Source organism: Mesorhizobium sp. WSM4822 (assembly GCF_055811155.1).
The window spans coordinates 346,796-362,682 of record NZ_JBVVQM010000003.1 but is presented as its reverse complement, the minus strand read 5'-3'; the positions used below and the strand labels follow the sequence as shown (position 1 = coordinate 362,682).

Genomic DNA, 15,887 nt, shown 5'->3' with positions numbered 1-15,887 from the left:
AGGCCTGTAAATGTAATTAAGCAACACAATAATCCGCTTGCAAGCCTTCAAATCATCGATAATGTAGGAAAGTCACATAAATCTTCTGCTCCGGCACGGAGAGGCGCGCAGGCGCAACACCAATGGGAGAGATCAAATGAGCCTTGCAAAATGGACTGTCGGCCTGATGGCCGGAATGAGCATGCTGGCAATTGCGGCGCAGGCGGATGCGGGCGAGGTGCGCGTCACCGTGGCCGAGTACAGCGCCAAGACTGCTCCCTATTTCGCCGACGTCAAGAAGGAATTCGAGGCGGCGAACCCCGGCATCACCGTCAAGTTCGAAGTGGTGCCGTGGGATGTGCTGCTGCAGAAGCTGACCACCGACATCACCGCCGGCACCAATGCCGATCTGTCGATCATCGGCACGCGCTGGCTGATCGACTTCGTCCAGCAGGATGTCGCCGAGCCGCTCGACGGCTACATCAAGCCCGACTTCAAGGACCGCTTCATCGACACCTTCCTGTCGCCCTCGATCATGGACGGCAAGACCTACGGCCTGCCGATCGCGGCCTCGGCGCGCGCCATGTACTACAACAAGGAGCTGTTCGAGAAAGCCGGCATCGCCAAGCCACCGGCAACCTGGACCGAGCTGCAGGAAGATGCGCGCAAGATCAAGGCGCTGGGGTCGGGCACGTTCGGCTTCGGCCTGCAGGGCAAGGAGATCGAGACCGACGTCTATTACTATTATGCGATGTGGTCGCAGGGCACCGAGATCCTCAACAAGGACGGCACTTCGGGCCTGAGCACGCCAGGTGCGCTTGAGGCCGCGAAGCTCTACAAGTCGATGATCGACGAAGGCCTGACCGAACCCGGCGTCACCTCCAACAACCGCGAAGACGTGCAGAACCTGTTCAAGCAGGGCAAGGTCGGCATGATGATCACCGCACCCTTCCTGTCCAACCAGATCAAGGACGAGGCGCCGAACCTGAAATACGGCGTGGCAGCCATCCCCGCCGGCCCGACCGGCGCGCGCGGCACCTATGGCGTGACCGATTCCATCATCATGTTCAAGAACTCCAAGAACAAGGACGAAGCCTGGAAGCTGCTCGATTTCCTGTTCACCACGGAGCAGCGCGCCAAGTTCACGCAAGGCGAAGGCTTCCTGCCGGTGAACAAGGAAGAGGCCAAGATGGACTACTACGTCAACAATGCCGATCTGGCAGCGTTCACCGCGCTCCTGCCCGACGCCCGCTTCGCGCCGGTCATTCCGGGCTGGGAAGAGGTCGCCCAGATCACCTCGGACGCCATGCAGAAGATCTATCTCGGCGGCGACCCCGAGGCGGGCTTGAAGGACGCGGCCGCCAAGGCCAACACCGTGCTGAAGAAATAGGGCGTATCTCCCTGCGCCCGTGGCGCGCCCCAGACTCAGGCGGGGCGCGCCACACCTAGGTTCCCGGCCCGGTGAGGCGGATCCGAAATTCGCATAAGCAGAACCTTCTGATCCAGCGCGCCGAGGTTGCAGGCCAGCAGATGCAAAATCGTTTCTTGCCCTATCTCCTGACCTTGCCCAGCCTGTTTCTGGCGGCGGTGGTCATCTTCTGGCCGGTCTGGGACCTGATCCAGATCTCGACGCATGAGGTCAGCCGCTTCGGCCAGCTTCGCGACTTCAACGACTTCGCCAATTTCGCGGCACTCGCTGCCGATCCCGATTTCACGGCCGCGCTCTGGCGCACCGGCCAATGGACGGTGATGGTGGTCGGCGGTGCGCTTCTCTTGTCGATCCCGGTGGCGATGATCCTCAACACCGATTTCTATGGCCGCGGCATCGCCCGCGTCATCATCATGCTGCCCTGGGCGGTATCGCTGACCATGACCGCGGTGGTCTGGCGCTGGGCGCTGAGCGGCGAAAGCGGCATGCTCAATTCGGCGCTGATCGGCCTCGGGCTCATCGATCACAACATCCAATGGCTGGCGAGCGCCGAGACCGCTTTCCCGATGCAGGTGCTGATCGGTATCCTGGTGACGGTGCCGTTCACGACGACGATCTTTCTCGGCGGGCTGTCGTCGATTCCGGACGATCTCTACGAGGCGGCGGCGCTCGAAGGGGCGACGCCGCTGCAGCAGTTCCGCGAAATCACCTTTCCGCTCCTGAAACCGTTCATCAACATCGCCATCGTGCTCAACACCATCTACGTCTTCAATTCCTTCCCGATCATCTGGGTGATGACGCAGGGCGGCCCGGCCAACTCGACCGATATCCTGGTCACCCATCTCTACAAGCTGGCCTTCCGCATCGGCAAGCTGGGCGAAGCATCGGCGGTGTCGCTGGTGATGTTTGCCATATTGCTGGTCTTCACCATGATCTATGTGCGGCTGGCGATGCGGGAGCAACGCACATGACGAGCAAGCTGAAGCGCTCCATCATCGCCTGGCTGCTGCTGGCGCCGCTGATCGTGGTGACGCTCTTTCCCTTCGCGGTGATGTTCCTGACCGCGGTCAAGCCGAGGCAGGAAGTGCTGTCGCCGACCTGGTGGCCGAGCGAATTCCGCTGGTCGAATTTTTCCGATATGTGGGTGGCGACCGGCTTCGGCCAGGCGCTGCTCAATTCGCTCTACGTGTCTGTGATCGCCACGGTTGGCGCCATCCTGATCTCGGTTCCGGCGGCCTATGCGATGTCGCGCTTCCGCTTTGCCGGCTACGGCGCCTTGCGCCAGTTCCTGCTGATTTCGCAGATGATCTCGCCGATCGTGCTGGTGCTTGGCCTGTTCCGGCTGATGGCGGCCTGGGGCCTGGTCGAGAGCACGACGGCGCTCGGCTTCATCTACATGGCCTTCAACGTCGCCTTCACGGTGTGGATGCTGCAGAGCTATTTCGACACCATTCCGCGCGATCTCGAGGAAGCCGCCTGGATGGAGGGCGCCGGCCGCTGGCTGACCTTGCGCAAGGTGTTCCTGCCGCTGTGCCTGCCGGCGATCGCGGTGACCGCGATCTTCACCTTCATCAATGCCTGGAACGAATTCGTCGTGGCGCTCACCATGCTGCGCAGCCAGGAAAGCTATACGCTGCCGATCCAGGTGTTTTCGCTGGTCGCCGGCCGCTACACCATCGAATGGCACCACGTCATGGCCGCGACGCTGCTGGCGACCTTGCCGGTGGCCATCCTGTTCATATGGCTGCAGCGCTACCTCGTTCGCGGGCTGGCGCTCGGGGCGGTCAAATAACGCCTATTCACGGACGGAGCTTTCATGCGCATTTTCACCGCCTCGCTGGCGACGGAAACCAACACCTTCTCGCCGGTGCCGACCGATAGGGCCTCGTTCGAGATGGCCTTCTATGCCGGGCCCGGCAAACATCCGGACACGCCGACGCTGTGCTCCTCGCCGATGGTGGCGCTGCGCCGGCGGGCAGCGGCCGAAGGCCTCGATGTCATCGAGGGCACCGCCACCTGGGCGGAGCCGGGCGGCCTGGTGCAACGGCAGACCTATGAGGCGCTGCGCGACGAGATCCTTGGCCAGCTCGAGGCAGCGCTGCCGGTCGATGCCGTCATCCTCGGCCTGCATGGCGCCATGGTGGCGCAAGGCTATGACGACTGCGAGGGCGACCTGCTCGAACGGGTTCGCGCAATTGTCGGGCCGGAGGTGGTGATCGCCGTGGAACTCGATCCGCACAGCCATCTGACGCCGAAGCGAGTGGCCGCCTCCGACATCCTCGCCTACTTCCTCGAATTTCCGCACACCGATTTCTACGAGCGCGGCGAACACGTCGTCGAGCTTGGGCTTGCGGCGGCGAGGGGCGAGATCAAGCCGGTCATCTCGACCTTCGATTGCCGCATGATCCAGGTGCTGCCGACCAGCCGCGAGCCGATGCGCTCCTTCGTCGACCGCATCAAGGCGCTGCACGGCAAGGACGGCGTGCTGTCGGTCTCCGTCATCCATGGCTTCATGGCGGCCGACGTGGCCGAAATGGGCACACGCATCCTGGTCGTCACCGACGATGACAAGGCCAAGGGTGACGCGCTGGCGGAAAGGCTCGGGCGGGAACTCTACGCGCTGCGCGAAAAGACGGCGATGACGATGCTGAGCGCCACCGACGGCATCGACCGGGCCTTGGCCGTGCGCGGCAAGAATCCGGGCAAGCCGGTGGTCATCGCCGATATCTGGGACAATCCCGGCGGCGGCGTGCCCGGCGACGGCACCTTCGTGCTGCGCCAGATGCTGGCGCGTGGCCTGGACAGGTTCGCCGTGGCGACGATCTGGGACCCGATCGCGGTCACCTTCTGCCTGGCGGCGGGCGAGGGCGCCGTTATCAACCTGCGCTTCGGCGGCAAGGCCGGGCCGCAGGCCGGCGAGCCGATCGATGCGCGCGTGCGCGTGCTGAAGGCGGTTGCGGAGGGCTGGCAGAGTTTCGGGCCAAGCCGCGTGACGCTCGGGCCGACGGCGCTGGTCCGCCTCGAAGGCACCGAGGTCGACATCATTCTCAACACCAACCGCACACAGACCTTCGAGCCGGATATCTTTTCCAACATCGGCGTCGATCCGATGACCAAGGACATGCTGCTGATCAAGTCGACCAACCATTTCTACGCCGGCTTCGAGCCGATCGCCGCCGAGATCATCTATGTCTCGGCGCCGAGCTCGTATCCCAGCAATCCGGCGGTGACGAATTATACCAAGCTGACGCGGCCGGTGTGGCCAAGGGTGACGGATCCTTGGAAGGATGCTGGCAATCTCCCCCCTTGAGGGGGAGATGTCGCTGAAGGCGACAGAGCGGGTCGCCTGACATAATGCGCCAACCTTCTTCTGCCGCAACAGGCCGAGCCCGGTCGAACCGACCCCCTCTGGCCGCTTCGCGGCCATTTCCCCTCGAGGGGGGAGATTATCCGGTGCTACACCAATCCCCGCTTCACCATCATCGCTTCGGGCGACGGCATCTTGCCGCGGAAGGCGGTGTAGAGTTCTTCCGGATCCTTCGAACCGCCGGCGGCGTAGATGTTCTTGCGCAGCCGTTCGGCGAGCGACGGGTTGAAGGGGTCTCCGGTTTCCTCAAAGGCAGCGAAGGCATCGGCGTCGAGCACTTCCGACCACATGTAGGAATAATAGCCGGCCGAATAGCCGTCGCCGGAGAAGACGTGGCCGAAATGCGGGGTGCGGTGACGCATGGCTATGGTGTCCGGCATGTGCAGCTCTGCAAGCGTTTCGGTTTCGAAACGAAGTGGTACTTCAGGCGCATCCGGCCGTGCGTGATAAGCCATGTCCATCAGCGCGGATGCGGTGAACTCTACTGTTGCAAAGCCAGCGCCAAAAGTCCGCGCGGCCAGCATCTTGTCGAGCAGCGCCTTGGGCATCGGCTTGCCGGTCTTGACGTGCAGCGCGTGTTTTTCCAGCACCGCCGGCACGGTCAGCCAGTGCTCGTAGAGCTGCGAGGGCAATTCGACGAAATCGCGGCTGACCGAGGTGCCGGCTACCGAGGGCCAAGTGACATCGGTCAGCATGCCGTGCAAAGCATGACCGAATTCGTGGAACAGCGTTTTCGCCTCGTCGACCGACAGCAGCGCGGGCTCGCCGGCCGGCGGCTTGGCGAAGTTCATGATGTTGTAGATGACCGGGCTCGCACCGTGGCCGAGCCTGTAGCCGGACTGCAGCGCGCTCATCCAGGCGCCCGAGCGCTTTGACGGTCGCGCGAAATAGTCGGCGAGGAACAGGCCGCGCTCACTGCCGTCGGCATTTTTCACCACGAAGACGCGGGCGTCAGGGTGCCAGGCAGCGATGCCCTTCTTCTCCTCGAAGGTGATGCCGAACAGCCGTGTCGCCACATCGAAGCAAGCGTCGATGATGCGGTCGAGCTGCAAATAGGGCTTCAGTTCCGCCTCGTCGAAGGCGAATTTTTCCGCGCGCAGTTTCTCCTGGTAGAAACGCCAGTCCCAGGCAGCAAATTTTTCGTTGCTGCCGGCCTCCGTCGCCAGCCGTTGCAATTCGATCTGGTCGCTTGCTGCCTTCTCCAGCGCCTTTTCCCACACCGGATCGAGCAGCGCGTGCACGGCCTTCGGCGTCTTGGCCATGGTGTCATCGAGCTTCAGTGCGGCGAAGGAGGCGTAGCCGAGCAGCTTTGCCTTCTCGGCGCGCAGGCGCAGCATGTCGCGCACCACGTTCGTGTTGTCGGTGGCGCCGCCATTCTGGCCGCGCATGGTGAAAGCGCGGAAGGCGATCTCGCGCAGATCGCGGCGCTCGGAGAAGGTCGAGAACGGCTCGTAGATCGAGCGCGACAGGGTGACGGCGTAGCGGCCCTTCTGGCCGCGTATCTCGGCGGCTTCGGCCATCGAGCTTTTCACGAAGTCCGGCAGGCCGGCAAGGTCGGCCTCATCGAGGAACAGTGCCCAGTCGCTCTCGTCGGCCAGCACATTCTGGCCGAAGCTGGTACCGAGCGAGGACAATTCCTCGCTGATCTTGGCCAGCCGCTTCTTGCCGTCGGCATCGAGTTTGGCGCCGGAGCGGACAAAACCCTTCCAGGTCTTTTCCAGCACCCGCAGGGTTTCTGCGTCGAGCTTCAGGCTCTCGCGGCGCTGGTAGAGATCGTCGATGCGGGCAAACAGCCGCTCATTCATCGAAATCGCCGAGAAATGCCTGGACATTTTCGGCGAGATGTCGCGCTCCAGCGCCTGGATCGTCTCGTTGGTGTAGGCGCCGGCGCGGCACCAGAAGATCGACGAGACGCGATCGAGCGCTTCGCCGCCGAGTTCCAGCGCGGCAAGCGTGTTCTCGATGGTCGGCGCATCCTTGTTGCCGGCGATCGCCTCGATCTCGGCCTCGTGCGCCTTCAGCGCCGCGTCGAAGACCGGGGAAAAGTCGCCATCGCCAATGCGCGTGAAATCGGGCAGGCCGAGCGGCCCCTGCCACGCGGTCAGCGGATGGGCGGCGAGGTCGACGGATTTCGTGGAAGGCATGGACAGTCTTTCGATCGTTGACGGGGAGAGGTTTGGTCGTCCCCGATGTAGGGCGAGGCCTCGCAAGGCGCAACGGCTCGGCCCTCAGGATGGCGTCAGAAGCCGTCGCACGTCTCGGCGATTGCCGCTTGCGAACTGGCGGTGATGCGGTCGTCGGTCACCGCGAAAGTCTCATGCATGAGCTTGTCATTGTTGGGAAAGTCGTAGCAGGCGACCACGGTGGTGACCCCGCCTTCGCTCTTTTCGATCCGATGCCGGATCGCTGCGCCCGCAACCGCACCTTTCCATTCGTCCATCGAGGCGATGAATTCCTGCTTGCTTTGCACGATGCCGAGGTCGTCCAGCTTGATGCGGACATCATCGGCGAGCAGGTCGGACAGTTCGGTGCGGTCGGCGACCAGCAGCGCCGAATACCAGCGGCTGATGAGGGCACGATCATCGGCGCGGGCGGCAATAATCGCTATCAGCAGCGCGGCCGCCGTCAAAGCGGCCGACCTGATGTTTACCACCTTGCGCGCCGCTGTGTTCATCCCAGCTCCGGCCGTTCGAAATCGCCGGTTTCCTTGTTCATCGTCCAGAGTTCGCCGGTCGAGATATCGAACCAGGCCCCATGCAGCGACAGTCGCCCCTTGCCCTCGAGAATCGAGACGCAGGGAAAGGTTCTGAGGTTGGCGATGGAATAGCGGATGGAGATGCGCTCCAGCGCGGTCTGGCGCTCCGACGCGGTCATGAAGGTGCTGGAGGAGACGGTTTCGGCCGCCGGCGCGATCAGGCTCATCCACTTGCCGATGAAGTCGCCCGGCGAAAGCGGCGCGGAATTGGTGTCGAGCGCTGCACGGATGCCGCCACAGCGGCCATGGCCCATGACGACGATGTTCTTGACCTTGAGGCTCTGCACGGCGAATTCAAGCGCCGCCGAGGTCGAATGGAACTCGCCATCGGGAGCATAGGGCGGCACCAGATTGCCGACATTGCGCAGCACGAAGAGTTCGCCGGGCCCGGCGTCGAAGATCGCCTCGGGCGCCGAACGCGAATCGCAGCACGCGACGATCATCGTCTCCGGCGCCTGGCCTTCGCGAGCGAGATCGCGATAGCGCCCGCTCTCTGTGAGATAGCGGCCATTCATGAAATTGCGGTAGCCGGCGAGAAGATGTTCAGGGAGATGGGACATGGGCGGCGTCTGGAGCCTTTCCGGGTTGGATGCGGCAGCTCGTTGCGGTCTAGAGAGGCTCTAGCGGCAAAAGCCGGTCGCGAGCAATGCAGAATTATGAGGGCTGGCTAGAAATGCCATGCATCGAGCGCAACCTTGGCCAACAGCGTTACGCCCAGATGGCGACAGGAATGCCAAAGCTGTCGCGGCCCGGCGGGTCGGGCAGCGGCCGTGCCTCACCGCTGGCGATGCGACCGGCGATCAGCGTCATCGCGGCCGCGTCGAGGAAATCATCGGCGGCTGCGCCGCGCGGTGGCGGCTGGTCGAGAAAGGCCGTGTCATAGCCATGCCGGCAAAGCAGAGCCTTGCGTTCCGCCATGCCGGCCGGATTGATGCCGCCCTTGATCTTCTTCGGCAGTTGCATGGCCTGATCGCCGTTCAGGCGGCAGAAAGCGACTTCCGGATGCGATTCGAACACGCGGCCGCGCAGATCGGGTCGCGCGATCAGCAGGGCGTCGATCTCGCGGATCTTGGCAAAAATGCCGAACGCCTGGATCGAGACTCCGCGCGGCGGGTCGGATGTGGTCAGGGCCACCGCACTTGCCCTGATGTGCGCGGCATACCAGGCTTCGATGGTGGTGAAATCATTGGTCTCCGCATAGAGCGTGGCACGGGAGGGGATCGAGAAGACGCTGGATTGGCGCGCCCCGAGCAGCGGCCGCACCAGCGCTTCGGGGCCGCGACCGCCCTTGCCCGAAAAGTCGGGTAGGCCGATCGGCATGTCGACAGCGATGACAGCGTCTTCGGGAAGGGATGCGAGCAGGGCAGTGAAGGTTGCAAAGACACCGACCGACGGTGCCATGCCAAAAGCGCACCGGACGGCGATCCAGCCGGCCTTGCAGCCGTCGACGCCGACAAGCACGGCCTCAGTCGACGTCACGCCCGGCGGCCCCGCCCCGGATGCGTGAGGTGGCGAAGCTGGACCATCGCCATCGGATGCGACAGGCTCTGCGCATCGGTTTCGAGCTGCAGTTCGTCGCCGCCGCGCTTGGCGGTGCGCGCCAGGATCTCGTAGACCGCCGCCGTCGTCGATTGCAGCGCCTTGACCGGCGGCTGGCCGGATAGGATACGTGCCAGATAGACGGCCGCCGTCAGATCGCCCAGGCCATTCGGCGGCTTGTCGATCAGGCGATGTTCGGCGAGCAGCGCCTGGCTGCTATCGAGCAGCAGATTGCCGGTGCCGCCCGTCATCATCGACGGCGCAGAGGTGACCAGCATGGTCGATGGTCCGGCGTGGAGCGCTGCCGCGATCGCCGATTTCAGGTCGGGCAACGCGGCGCCGGCCATCCATTCCAGTTCGTAGCGGTTGGGGGTGGCTATGTCGGCGATCGGCATCAGCCGGTCGCGCATGGCGATGGCTGTCGGCTCGGGCACGTAGAGGCCGCCCGAATCACCCATCACCGGATCGCAGATATAGACGGCGCCGGGCGTCCTTGCCTTCACCGCGGCGACCAGCGAGGCGACGGCCTCGGCCTGGCCGGCCTCGCCGAGATAGCCGGACAACACAGCGCCGACTTCACCCAGCCATGGCGCCCGCTCGAGATCGGCCATCAGCGCCTTGAACTGGTCGAGCGGCGGTACGATCCGTGTTGCCCGTCCATGCCCGGGATGCCAGGGCAGGATGACGGTCGGCACCGCCCAGACCGGGAACCCCAGGGTCTCCAGCGCAAACACGGCTGCACGGTTGCCGACCGAGCCGCGCGCGACATGGCTGGAAATGACGATGACCGCACGCGGCGCGTCGGTTTGTTCGGCGCTCATTGTCGTTTGATTCCTAACTGCCCCGGATGACGTAAAGCACGAGCCAGACCATCAGGCCCAGCGCCAGCAGCAGGCCCAGCGTGCGGCCAAAGCGGGTGCCCCAGACTTCGATCGGATCGGCGCGATCGGCATCGGCCGCGGTGACGTGATCGCGCATGCCTTTCGCGGCCCGCCCCGCAAACGAGTCGCCCGCCGGATTCGTCTCGTGCGCGATGCGATCGAGGATACGGCGCGATTCCTTCTCGCTGTCCTGGCGCTCCGCCATGATGATGTCCCGTTTTGCGGACCTTATCGCGTTCGTACGGCCAATCACAGACCCTTGCAGCGGCATTGGGCATGGCAGGCGAGGGGCTGCCGGCCCGGGCGGTTTTCTTGCGCGCTGATTGTGGTAATGCTTCGCGTGCAACTTCTACCGAGGGACCCCATCATGTTTGCCCAGCGCCTTGCCTCGCCGTCCATTTTCCGCACGCTGCCCGCCTTCCTGATGATGGCGATCGTGCTGCCGCTGCTTGCCGGCTGCGGCTACAACACCATCCCCACAGCGGAAGAAAACGCCAGGGCGGCATGGAGCGAGGTGCTGAACCAGTATCAGCGCCGCGCCGACCTCATCCCCAATCTGGTCGAGACGGTGAAGGGTTATGCCTCGCACGAAAAGGATACGCTCGACGCGGTAGTCGAGGCACGCGCCAAGGCAACGCAGATCACGGTAACACCGGAAACGCTGAAGGATCCCGAAGCCCTCAAGAAGTTTCAGGATGCCCAGGCGGGGCTGACCAGCGCGCTGTCGCGGCTGATCGCGGTCTCGGAGGCCTATCCCGACCTCAAGGCCAATCAGAATTTCCTGGCGCTGCAAGCCCAGCTCGAAGGCACCGAGAACCGCATCGCGGTGTCGCGGCGCGACTACATCCAGGCGGTCAGGGACTACAATCTGACGCTGAGGACCTTCCCCTCGGTGCTGTGGGCGACCTTCTGGTTCCGCGGCAATGAGCCCTTTGCCAATTTCACTGTCGCCGAAGACAAGATGCAGCCGCCGAAGGTCGATTTCGGCACGAAGCAGGGCGGGTGAACGTCGACTGTCATCGGAATAAATCCCGCGAAATGACGGGCTGCTGGCGTGCAAACACCCCCCTCTGTCCTACCGGAACCGGCCCTTCGCTGCCGCTTCGGGCGTTCGTTGTTCGGAAAGCCAAGCAATTGGCTTCCCGTCCGCTACGCGGATCAGTCCTCACCCCCCTCAAGGGGGGAGATTGGCAGCTTCGGCGCTGACGCCGATCTTGCGACGTTGAAAATTGGAGAAAGCGGAGATGGCGGCCAATCTCCCCACTTGAGGGGGAGATGCCCGGCAGGGCAGAGGGGGGCGCCCCGGAATGCAAGCCTAGGGTTCCCTTTCGCTCTTCTAAGCCTCCTCTTCCTCCCCTTCACCGCCCTCGCCGCCGATCTCCCCGCGCTCACCGGCCGTGTCGTCGACAATGCCGGCATCATCGATGCCGCGACCAAGGCGGCGCTGACACGGAAGCTTGCCGATTTCGAGACAAAAGGCTCCGACCAGATCGTCGTGGCGACGATCCCGAGCCTCGAGGGCGAGGAGATCGAGCCTTACGCCAACCGCCTGTTCCGCTTCTGGAAACTTGGGCAGGCGAAGGAAAACAATGGCGTGCTGCTGCTGGTTGCGCCGAACGACCGCAAGATGCGCATCGAGGTCGGTTATGGGCTGGAAGGTACGCTGACCGACCTGCACACCAAGCTGATCATTGAAAACGACATGGTGCCGGCGTTCCGCGCCGGCGATTTCTCCGGCGGCATCAGCAAAGCCGTCGACGACATGGTCATGGTGCTGGAAGGCAATCCGGAGGAGCTGGAGGCGCGCGGCGAGCGCAACCAGCAGGCGCCCTTCGAGTCCGACGACCTGTTCTTCACCGTGTTCATCGGCATATGGATAACCATTATGGTCGGCAGTCTTGCTGTCTCCATCTTGCCGCCGATCTTCGGCCAGAAGCTTGGTCCCGGCCGTTACCGCTGGCTCGGCATGACCTTCGAGCCAAGCCGGCGATCCTCCCGTAGTGGCTGGTCGTCGGGAAGTTCCAGCGGCGGCTGGTCTTCGGGGTCAAGCAGCGGTGGAGGCTTTTCCGGCGGCGGCGGTTCGTCCGGCGGCGGCGGCTCGTCGGGAAGCTGGTGATGGCATGACGATACCCAGCATCAGCCTGTCGAAACGCGACCGCCTCGCCTCGGCTGTCCTGATTGCCGCGGTCGTGCTGTTCTCCTGCGTCATGTCCTACGCGGCCGACCTGCCGGCGCTGACCGGCCGTGTCGTCGACAATGCCGGCATCATCGATGCCGCGACCAAGGCGGCGCTGACGCGGAAGCTTGCCGACTTCGAGACAAAAGGTTCCGACCAGATCGTCGTCGCGACGATCCCCAGCCTCGATGGCGAGGAGATCGAGCCCTACGCCAACCGCCTGTTCCGCTTCTGGAAACTTGGCCAGGCGGGCGAGAACAATGGCGTGCTCCTGCTGGTTGCCCCGAACGACCGCAAGATGCGCATCGAGGTCGGTTATGGGCTGGAAGGTACGCTGACCGACCTGCATACCAAGCTCATCATCGAAAATGACATGGTGCCGGCCTTCCGCGCCGGCGACTTCTCCGGCGGCATCGGTAAAGCCGTCGATGACATGGTCATGGTGCTGGAAGGCAATCCGGAGGAGCTGGAAGCGCGAGGCAAGCGCAATCCCGCCGATGACGGCACGTCCATCGATCCGATCGTTGCCGTGTTCCTGATCCTGTGGGCGACGATGTTTTTCGGCGGGTTGGCGATGGCGTTCCTGCCGCCGATGTTCGGCACGAAGCTGTCCCCGGGCGTGTACAGATGGCTGGGCATGACGTTTCGTTACGGCCGTGGGCCGAGCGGGTACTCGGGCAGCAGTGGCTGGACAACGGGTTCGTCTTCGGGCGGCTGGTCGTCGGGGAGCTCCGGTGGTGGCTGGTCTTCGGGATCAAGCGGCGGTGGCGGGTTTTCCGGTGGCGGCGGCTCATCGGGTGGTGGCGGTTCTTCAGGAAGCTGGTGAGACATATCATGGCAACACGACCAATCAGCCCGCAGGACCATGAGCGCATCGCAACCACGATCCGCGCCGCCGAGGAGAAAACCGACGGCGAGATCTACTGCGTCGTGGCGCATGCCAGCGACGGCTATTTCTTCCCGGCCGCCTTCATGGCGACCGTGTGCATGCTGATCGTCAGCCTGGCGGTCGGCTACGGTCTGGAGGCCTGGTGGCTGTCGATCCGGCTGCCGCATTTCGTCCTCGCCCAGCTCCTGGCGCTTGCCTGCGTGCTGGCCTTGTTGTGGGCGCTGCCCGGCCTGCGCATCCATCTGGTGCCGAGGCGGCTGCGCTACCAGGCGGCGCACGCCAACGCGAGCAAGCAGTTCCTTGCCCGCAACGTCCACCGCACCACGGCGCGCACCGGCGTGCTGGTCTTCGTCTCGATCGCTGAACGCTACGCCGAAGTGGTTGCCGATTCGGGCATCGACGCCAAGGTCGGCCAGCATGTCTGGGACGGTGTCGTGCGCGACCTTACCGCGCATGCCGGCGACGACCGGCTTGCCGACGGCTTCGTCAAGGCGATCGAGCAGGTGGGTGCGGTGCTGGCCGAGCATTTCCCGGTCACGGTGGGCGACAGCAACGAACTTGACGACCATCTGGTCGAAATCTGAAAGCCCGCCTGCAAACGCTACTCAGCCGGACGCCTGACGTGGTTTTCTGCGCTTCCGGCCTTCGCCGGCCGAAGCACTCACACATGAGCGGCCTTGGCAGGCCGGCTTCGGCCGGCGTTCACGTGTAAAGCTACGCTCCGCTCCGGTTCTCGAAAGCCCACGCCATCCGCCTCGGCTGAGCGCGTTTTCAAGCAGGCTTTGCCTGATGTCATCAGTGTCATGATCGCCTGTGAGAAAGCAGCCGGCGGGCCGCCGGGACTCTTGCAATCGGGCGATGCGGGTTTATGGTTAACAAATCATGAATACGCTGACGATCGACATCCGGAAAGCCGACCCGCGCGATGCCAGTGCCATCGCCGAGGTGCATCTGGAGGCCTGGCGCGGCGCCTATTCCGGCATCATTCCGCACCGCACCCTGACATCGATGATCAACCGTCGAGGCGCCGACTGGTGGGCGAATGCGATTCGCCGCGCCGCCACTGTTCTGGTGGTCGAGATCGGCGGCAAGATTGCCGGCTATGCGACGATCGGCAAGAACCGCGCTCGTGAACTCAGGCAGCAAGGCGAAATCTACGAATTGTACCTGCGCCCGGAATATCAGGGCATCGGGCTCGGCAGCCGCCTGTTTTCGGCAGCCAAGGCGCGGTTGGCCGATCACGGGCTGAAAGGCATGGTCGTGTGGGCGCTGGAAGACAACCAGAACGCGCTTGCCTTCTATGCCGGCGCCGGCGGCCGCGATGTTGCGGAAGGCGTCGAGATCTTCGAGCAGAAGGCGCTCAAGAAGGTCGCTTTCGTCTGGGAATGACAGCCCGGCCTTTCGGCCATTGCGTCTCCCGATTTCAGCCAGCACCATTCGCCGCATTGCACCATGACGCGCCGCCCGCTATCGATCGTCCATCGAGAGAGGGATTTAAGCCATGCGCATTGAAGCCATAGCCAGCGGAAAGAACCCGCCTGAGGACGTCAACGTCATCATCGAGGTGCCGATCGGCGGCGAGCCGATCAAGTATGAGATGGACAAGGAAGCCGGCACGCTGTTCGTCGACCGCTTCCTGCACACCTCGATGCGCTACCCCGGCAATTACGGCTTCGTGCCGCACACGCTGTCGGGCGACGGCGATCCGATCGACGTGCTGGTCTGCAACACGCGTGCCCTGGTGCCGGGCTGCGTCATCAACGTCAGGCCGATCGGCGTGCTGATCATGGAAGACAATGCCGGCCAGGATGAGAAGATCATTGCCGTGCCGTCGCCGAAACTGACGCTGCGCTACGAGAACGTTACCGAATACACCCAGCTGCCCGACATCACGCGCCAGCAGGTGCAGCACTTCTTCGAGCACTACAAGGATCTCGAGCCCGGCAAATGGGTCAAGATCGAAGGCTGGCACGATTCCAAATATGCCAAGAAGATGATCGTCGACGCGATCGAGCGGGCCAAGGCGAGCAAGTAGCCCAACTTCGTCATACCAGGGCGGAGCAGCCGCAAAGCGGCGTCGCGGAGACCCTGGTATCCATGCCGTGACGCCAGGCGACGTGTGCGGCGGAACGGAATTCTGCACCGCCGCGGCGGTGTTGATGTCGCGGCATGGACCCTCGGGTCTGCGCTGCGTCGCTACGCTCCTTGCTCCGCCCGTGGATGACGAAGCTACGGGTGCGATGCCCAATCTCCGCCGTGCTCAGTTATCCACCCGGCCGAAAGCCGGCACATTGCCGATGACAGTGCGCCTGTCCTTGCCGCAGGCGAAGGTGCGTGCCTTGTCGTCGGCAAGCTTGCGCGCCTGATCGTTGGCGGTGGGATTGCCGGTGGCCAGCACCAGGCCGACGGTGCAGCCGTCGCGGGCGCCCATCTGGCCGACCTTGGCGACGAGCAGCACCTCGGTCGGCTTTTTCTCGTCCTCGGGATTGCTGATCGAGCGGCGATGGATGGCTGCATAGGGCACAGCCTTGTCGCCGGTGGTTTCGATGCGCCATTCGATCTTGGCTCCGGACGAATTGAAACCCGAAAAGCTCTCCCAGACCGTTGTCATGTCGCCGCCGGGGGGAAAGCCGTAGAACAGCGATTCACGGGCATCGTCATAGGCTATCAGTACGGGATAGCCGCGATAGCCCGAACAGGCGAGTTCGGCCCAGTCGCCGTCGCCTTCCTCGGCCTGCGCGTAGGTCACGCAATCCTTTTTCGAATCCAGATCGGTGTAAGCGCTGGAAATGCCGTCGGCTTGCGCAGCCTGACCCAGACCGACCAGAACAAGCGGGATCAGAATGGCACGCATGGCGGTCAATCTCCGTTG

At 63.7% G+C, this 15,887-nt stretch carries 17 protein-coding genes; 10 read left to right on the top strand and 7 right to left on the bottom strand.

The window, feature by feature from the left end:
• The first annotated feature begins 136 nt into the window (after window positions 1-136).
• From AC0L3E_RS09770 to AC0L3E_RS09755, 4 genes are all read left to right on the top strand, one after another.
• The gene (locus AC0L3E_RS09770) at window positions 137-1,369 is read left to right on the top strand and encodes an ABC transporter substrate-binding protein (RefSeq protein ID WP_127397148.1); all 1,233 of its coding nucleotides are present in this window, start codon (window positions 137-139) and stop codon (window positions 1,367-1,369) included.
• Between the two features lie 140 nt (window positions 1,370-1,509).
• On the top strand, window positions 1,510-2,379 hold the full coding sequence (locus AC0L3E_RS09765; RefSeq protein WP_023811708.1) for a carbohydrate ABC transporter permease: 870 nt from the start codon (window positions 1,510-1,512) through the stop codon (window positions 2,377-2,379).
• On the top strand, window positions 2,376-3,200 hold the full coding sequence (locus AC0L3E_RS09760; protein WP_013528984.1) for a carbohydrate ABC transporter permease: 825 nt from the start codon (window positions 2,376-2,378) through the stop codon (window positions 3,198-3,200). Before AC0L3E_RS09765 ends, AC0L3E_RS09760 begins: the two co-directional genes overlap by 4 nt.
• Before the next feature lie 24 nt (window positions 3,201-3,224).
• The gene (locus AC0L3E_RS09755; protein WP_473604683.1) at window positions 3,225-4,718 is read left to right on the top strand and encodes a M81 family metallopeptidase; all 1,494 of its coding nucleotides are present in this window, start codon (window positions 3,225-3,227) and stop codon (window positions 4,716-4,718) included.
• 146 nt (window positions 4,719-4,864) lie between these two features.
• On the opposite strand, the gene AC0L3E_RS09750 is transcribed toward AC0L3E_RS09755, so the two are convergent.
• The 6 genes from AC0L3E_RS09750 to AC0L3E_RS09725 all read right to left on the bottom strand — a co-directional run bounded on the left by AC0L3E_RS09750 (window position 4,865) and on the right by AC0L3E_RS09725 (window position 10,155).
• Window positions 4,865-6,919, bottom strand: a complete 2,055-nt coding sequence (locus tag AC0L3E_RS09750) for a M3 family metallopeptidase (RefSeq protein ID WP_473604682.1) — start codon at window positions 6,917-6,919, stop codon at window positions 4,865-4,867.
• A gap of 95 nt (window positions 6,920-7,014) precedes the next feature.
• The gene (locus AC0L3E_RS09745) at window positions 7,015-7,449 is read right to left on the bottom strand and encodes a nuclear transport factor 2 family protein (RefSeq protein ID WP_127269640.1); all 435 of its coding nucleotides are present in this window, start codon (window positions 7,447-7,449) and stop codon (window positions 7,015-7,017) included.
• Window positions 7,446-8,090: a carbonic anhydrase gene (locus tag AC0L3E_RS09740; protein WP_023811712.1), complete on the bottom strand. Its 645-nt coding sequence runs from the start codon at window positions 8,088-8,090 to the stop codon at window positions 7,446-7,448. Before AC0L3E_RS09740 ends, AC0L3E_RS09745 begins: the two co-directional genes overlap by 4 nt.
• Before the next feature lie 148 nt (window positions 8,091-8,238).
• The gene (locus AC0L3E_RS09735) at window positions 8,239-9,009 is read right to left on the bottom strand and encodes a DUF429 domain-containing protein (protein ID WP_128309090.1); all 771 of its coding nucleotides are present in this window, start codon (window positions 9,007-9,009) and stop codon (window positions 8,239-8,241) included.
• Complete coding sequence (gene pdxY, locus AC0L3E_RS09730) at window positions 9,006-9,890, bottom strand: pyridoxal kinase PdxY (RefSeq protein WP_127269643.1); 885 nt, start codon at window positions 9,888-9,890, stop codon at window positions 9,006-9,008. Before pdxY ends, AC0L3E_RS09735 begins: the two co-directional genes overlap by 4 nt.
• 13 nt (window positions 9,891-9,903) lie before the next feature.
• Window positions 9,904-10,155, bottom strand: coding sequence for a hypothetical protein (locus tag AC0L3E_RS09725; protein WP_127808777.1), 252 nt, complete (start codon window positions 10,153-10,155; stop codon window positions 9,904-9,906).
• A 162-nt stretch (window positions 10,156-10,317) separates the two neighbouring features.
• Between AC0L3E_RS09725 and AC0L3E_RS09720 the strand changes: the two genes are divergently transcribed.
• The 6 genes from AC0L3E_RS09720 (at window position 10,318) to ppa (ending at window position 15,050) form a co-directional block, all read left to right on the top strand.
• Window positions 10,318-10,956 carry a LemA family protein gene (locus tag AC0L3E_RS09720; RefSeq protein ID WP_127269647.1) on the top strand — a complete coding sequence of 213 codons (639 nt, stop codon included), beginning with the start codon at window positions 10,318-10,320 and terminating at the stop codon, window positions 10,954-10,956.
• Window positions 10,957-11,214: 258 nt separating this feature from the next.
• The gene (locus AC0L3E_RS09715; RefSeq protein ID WP_473604681.1) at window positions 11,215-12,066 is read left to right on the top strand and encodes a TPM domain-containing protein; all 852 of its coding nucleotides are present in this window, start codon (window positions 11,215-11,217) and stop codon (window positions 12,064-12,066) included.
• Window positions 12,067-12,070: 4 nt separating this feature from the next.
• The gene (locus AC0L3E_RS09710; protein WP_473604680.1) at window positions 12,071-12,952 is read left to right on the top strand and encodes a TPM domain-containing protein; all 882 of its coding nucleotides are present in this window, start codon (window positions 12,071-12,073) and stop codon (window positions 12,950-12,952) included.
• Window positions 12,953-12,960: 8 nt separating this feature from the next.
• Complete coding sequence (locus AC0L3E_RS09705) at window positions 12,961-13,599, top strand: TPM domain-containing protein (protein ID WP_127271483.1); 639 nt, start codon at window positions 12,961-12,963, stop codon at window positions 13,597-13,599.
• A 298-nt stretch (window positions 13,600-13,897) separates the two neighbouring features.
• On the top strand, window positions 13,898-14,404 hold the full coding sequence (locus AC0L3E_RS09700; RefSeq protein WP_013528996.1) for a GNAT family N-acetyltransferase: 507 nt from the start codon (window positions 13,898-13,900) through the stop codon (window positions 14,402-14,404).
• Window positions 14,405-14,516: 112 nt separating this feature from the next.
• Window positions 14,517-15,050 carry an inorganic diphosphatase gene (gene ppa, locus AC0L3E_RS09695; RefSeq protein WP_013528997.1) on the top strand — a complete coding sequence of 178 codons (534 nt, stop codon included), beginning with the start codon at window positions 14,517-14,519 and terminating at the stop codon, window positions 15,048-15,050.
• A gap of 225 nt (window positions 15,051-15,275) precedes the next feature.
• On the opposite strand, the gene AC0L3E_RS09690 is transcribed toward ppa, so the two are convergent.
• Window positions 15,276-15,869 (bottom strand): hypothetical protein, encoded by a 594-nt coding sequence (locus AC0L3E_RS09690; protein WP_127808781.1) that lies wholly within the window; start codon window positions 15,867-15,869, stop codon window positions 15,276-15,278.
• Window positions 15,870-15,887 lie beyond the last annotated feature (18 nt).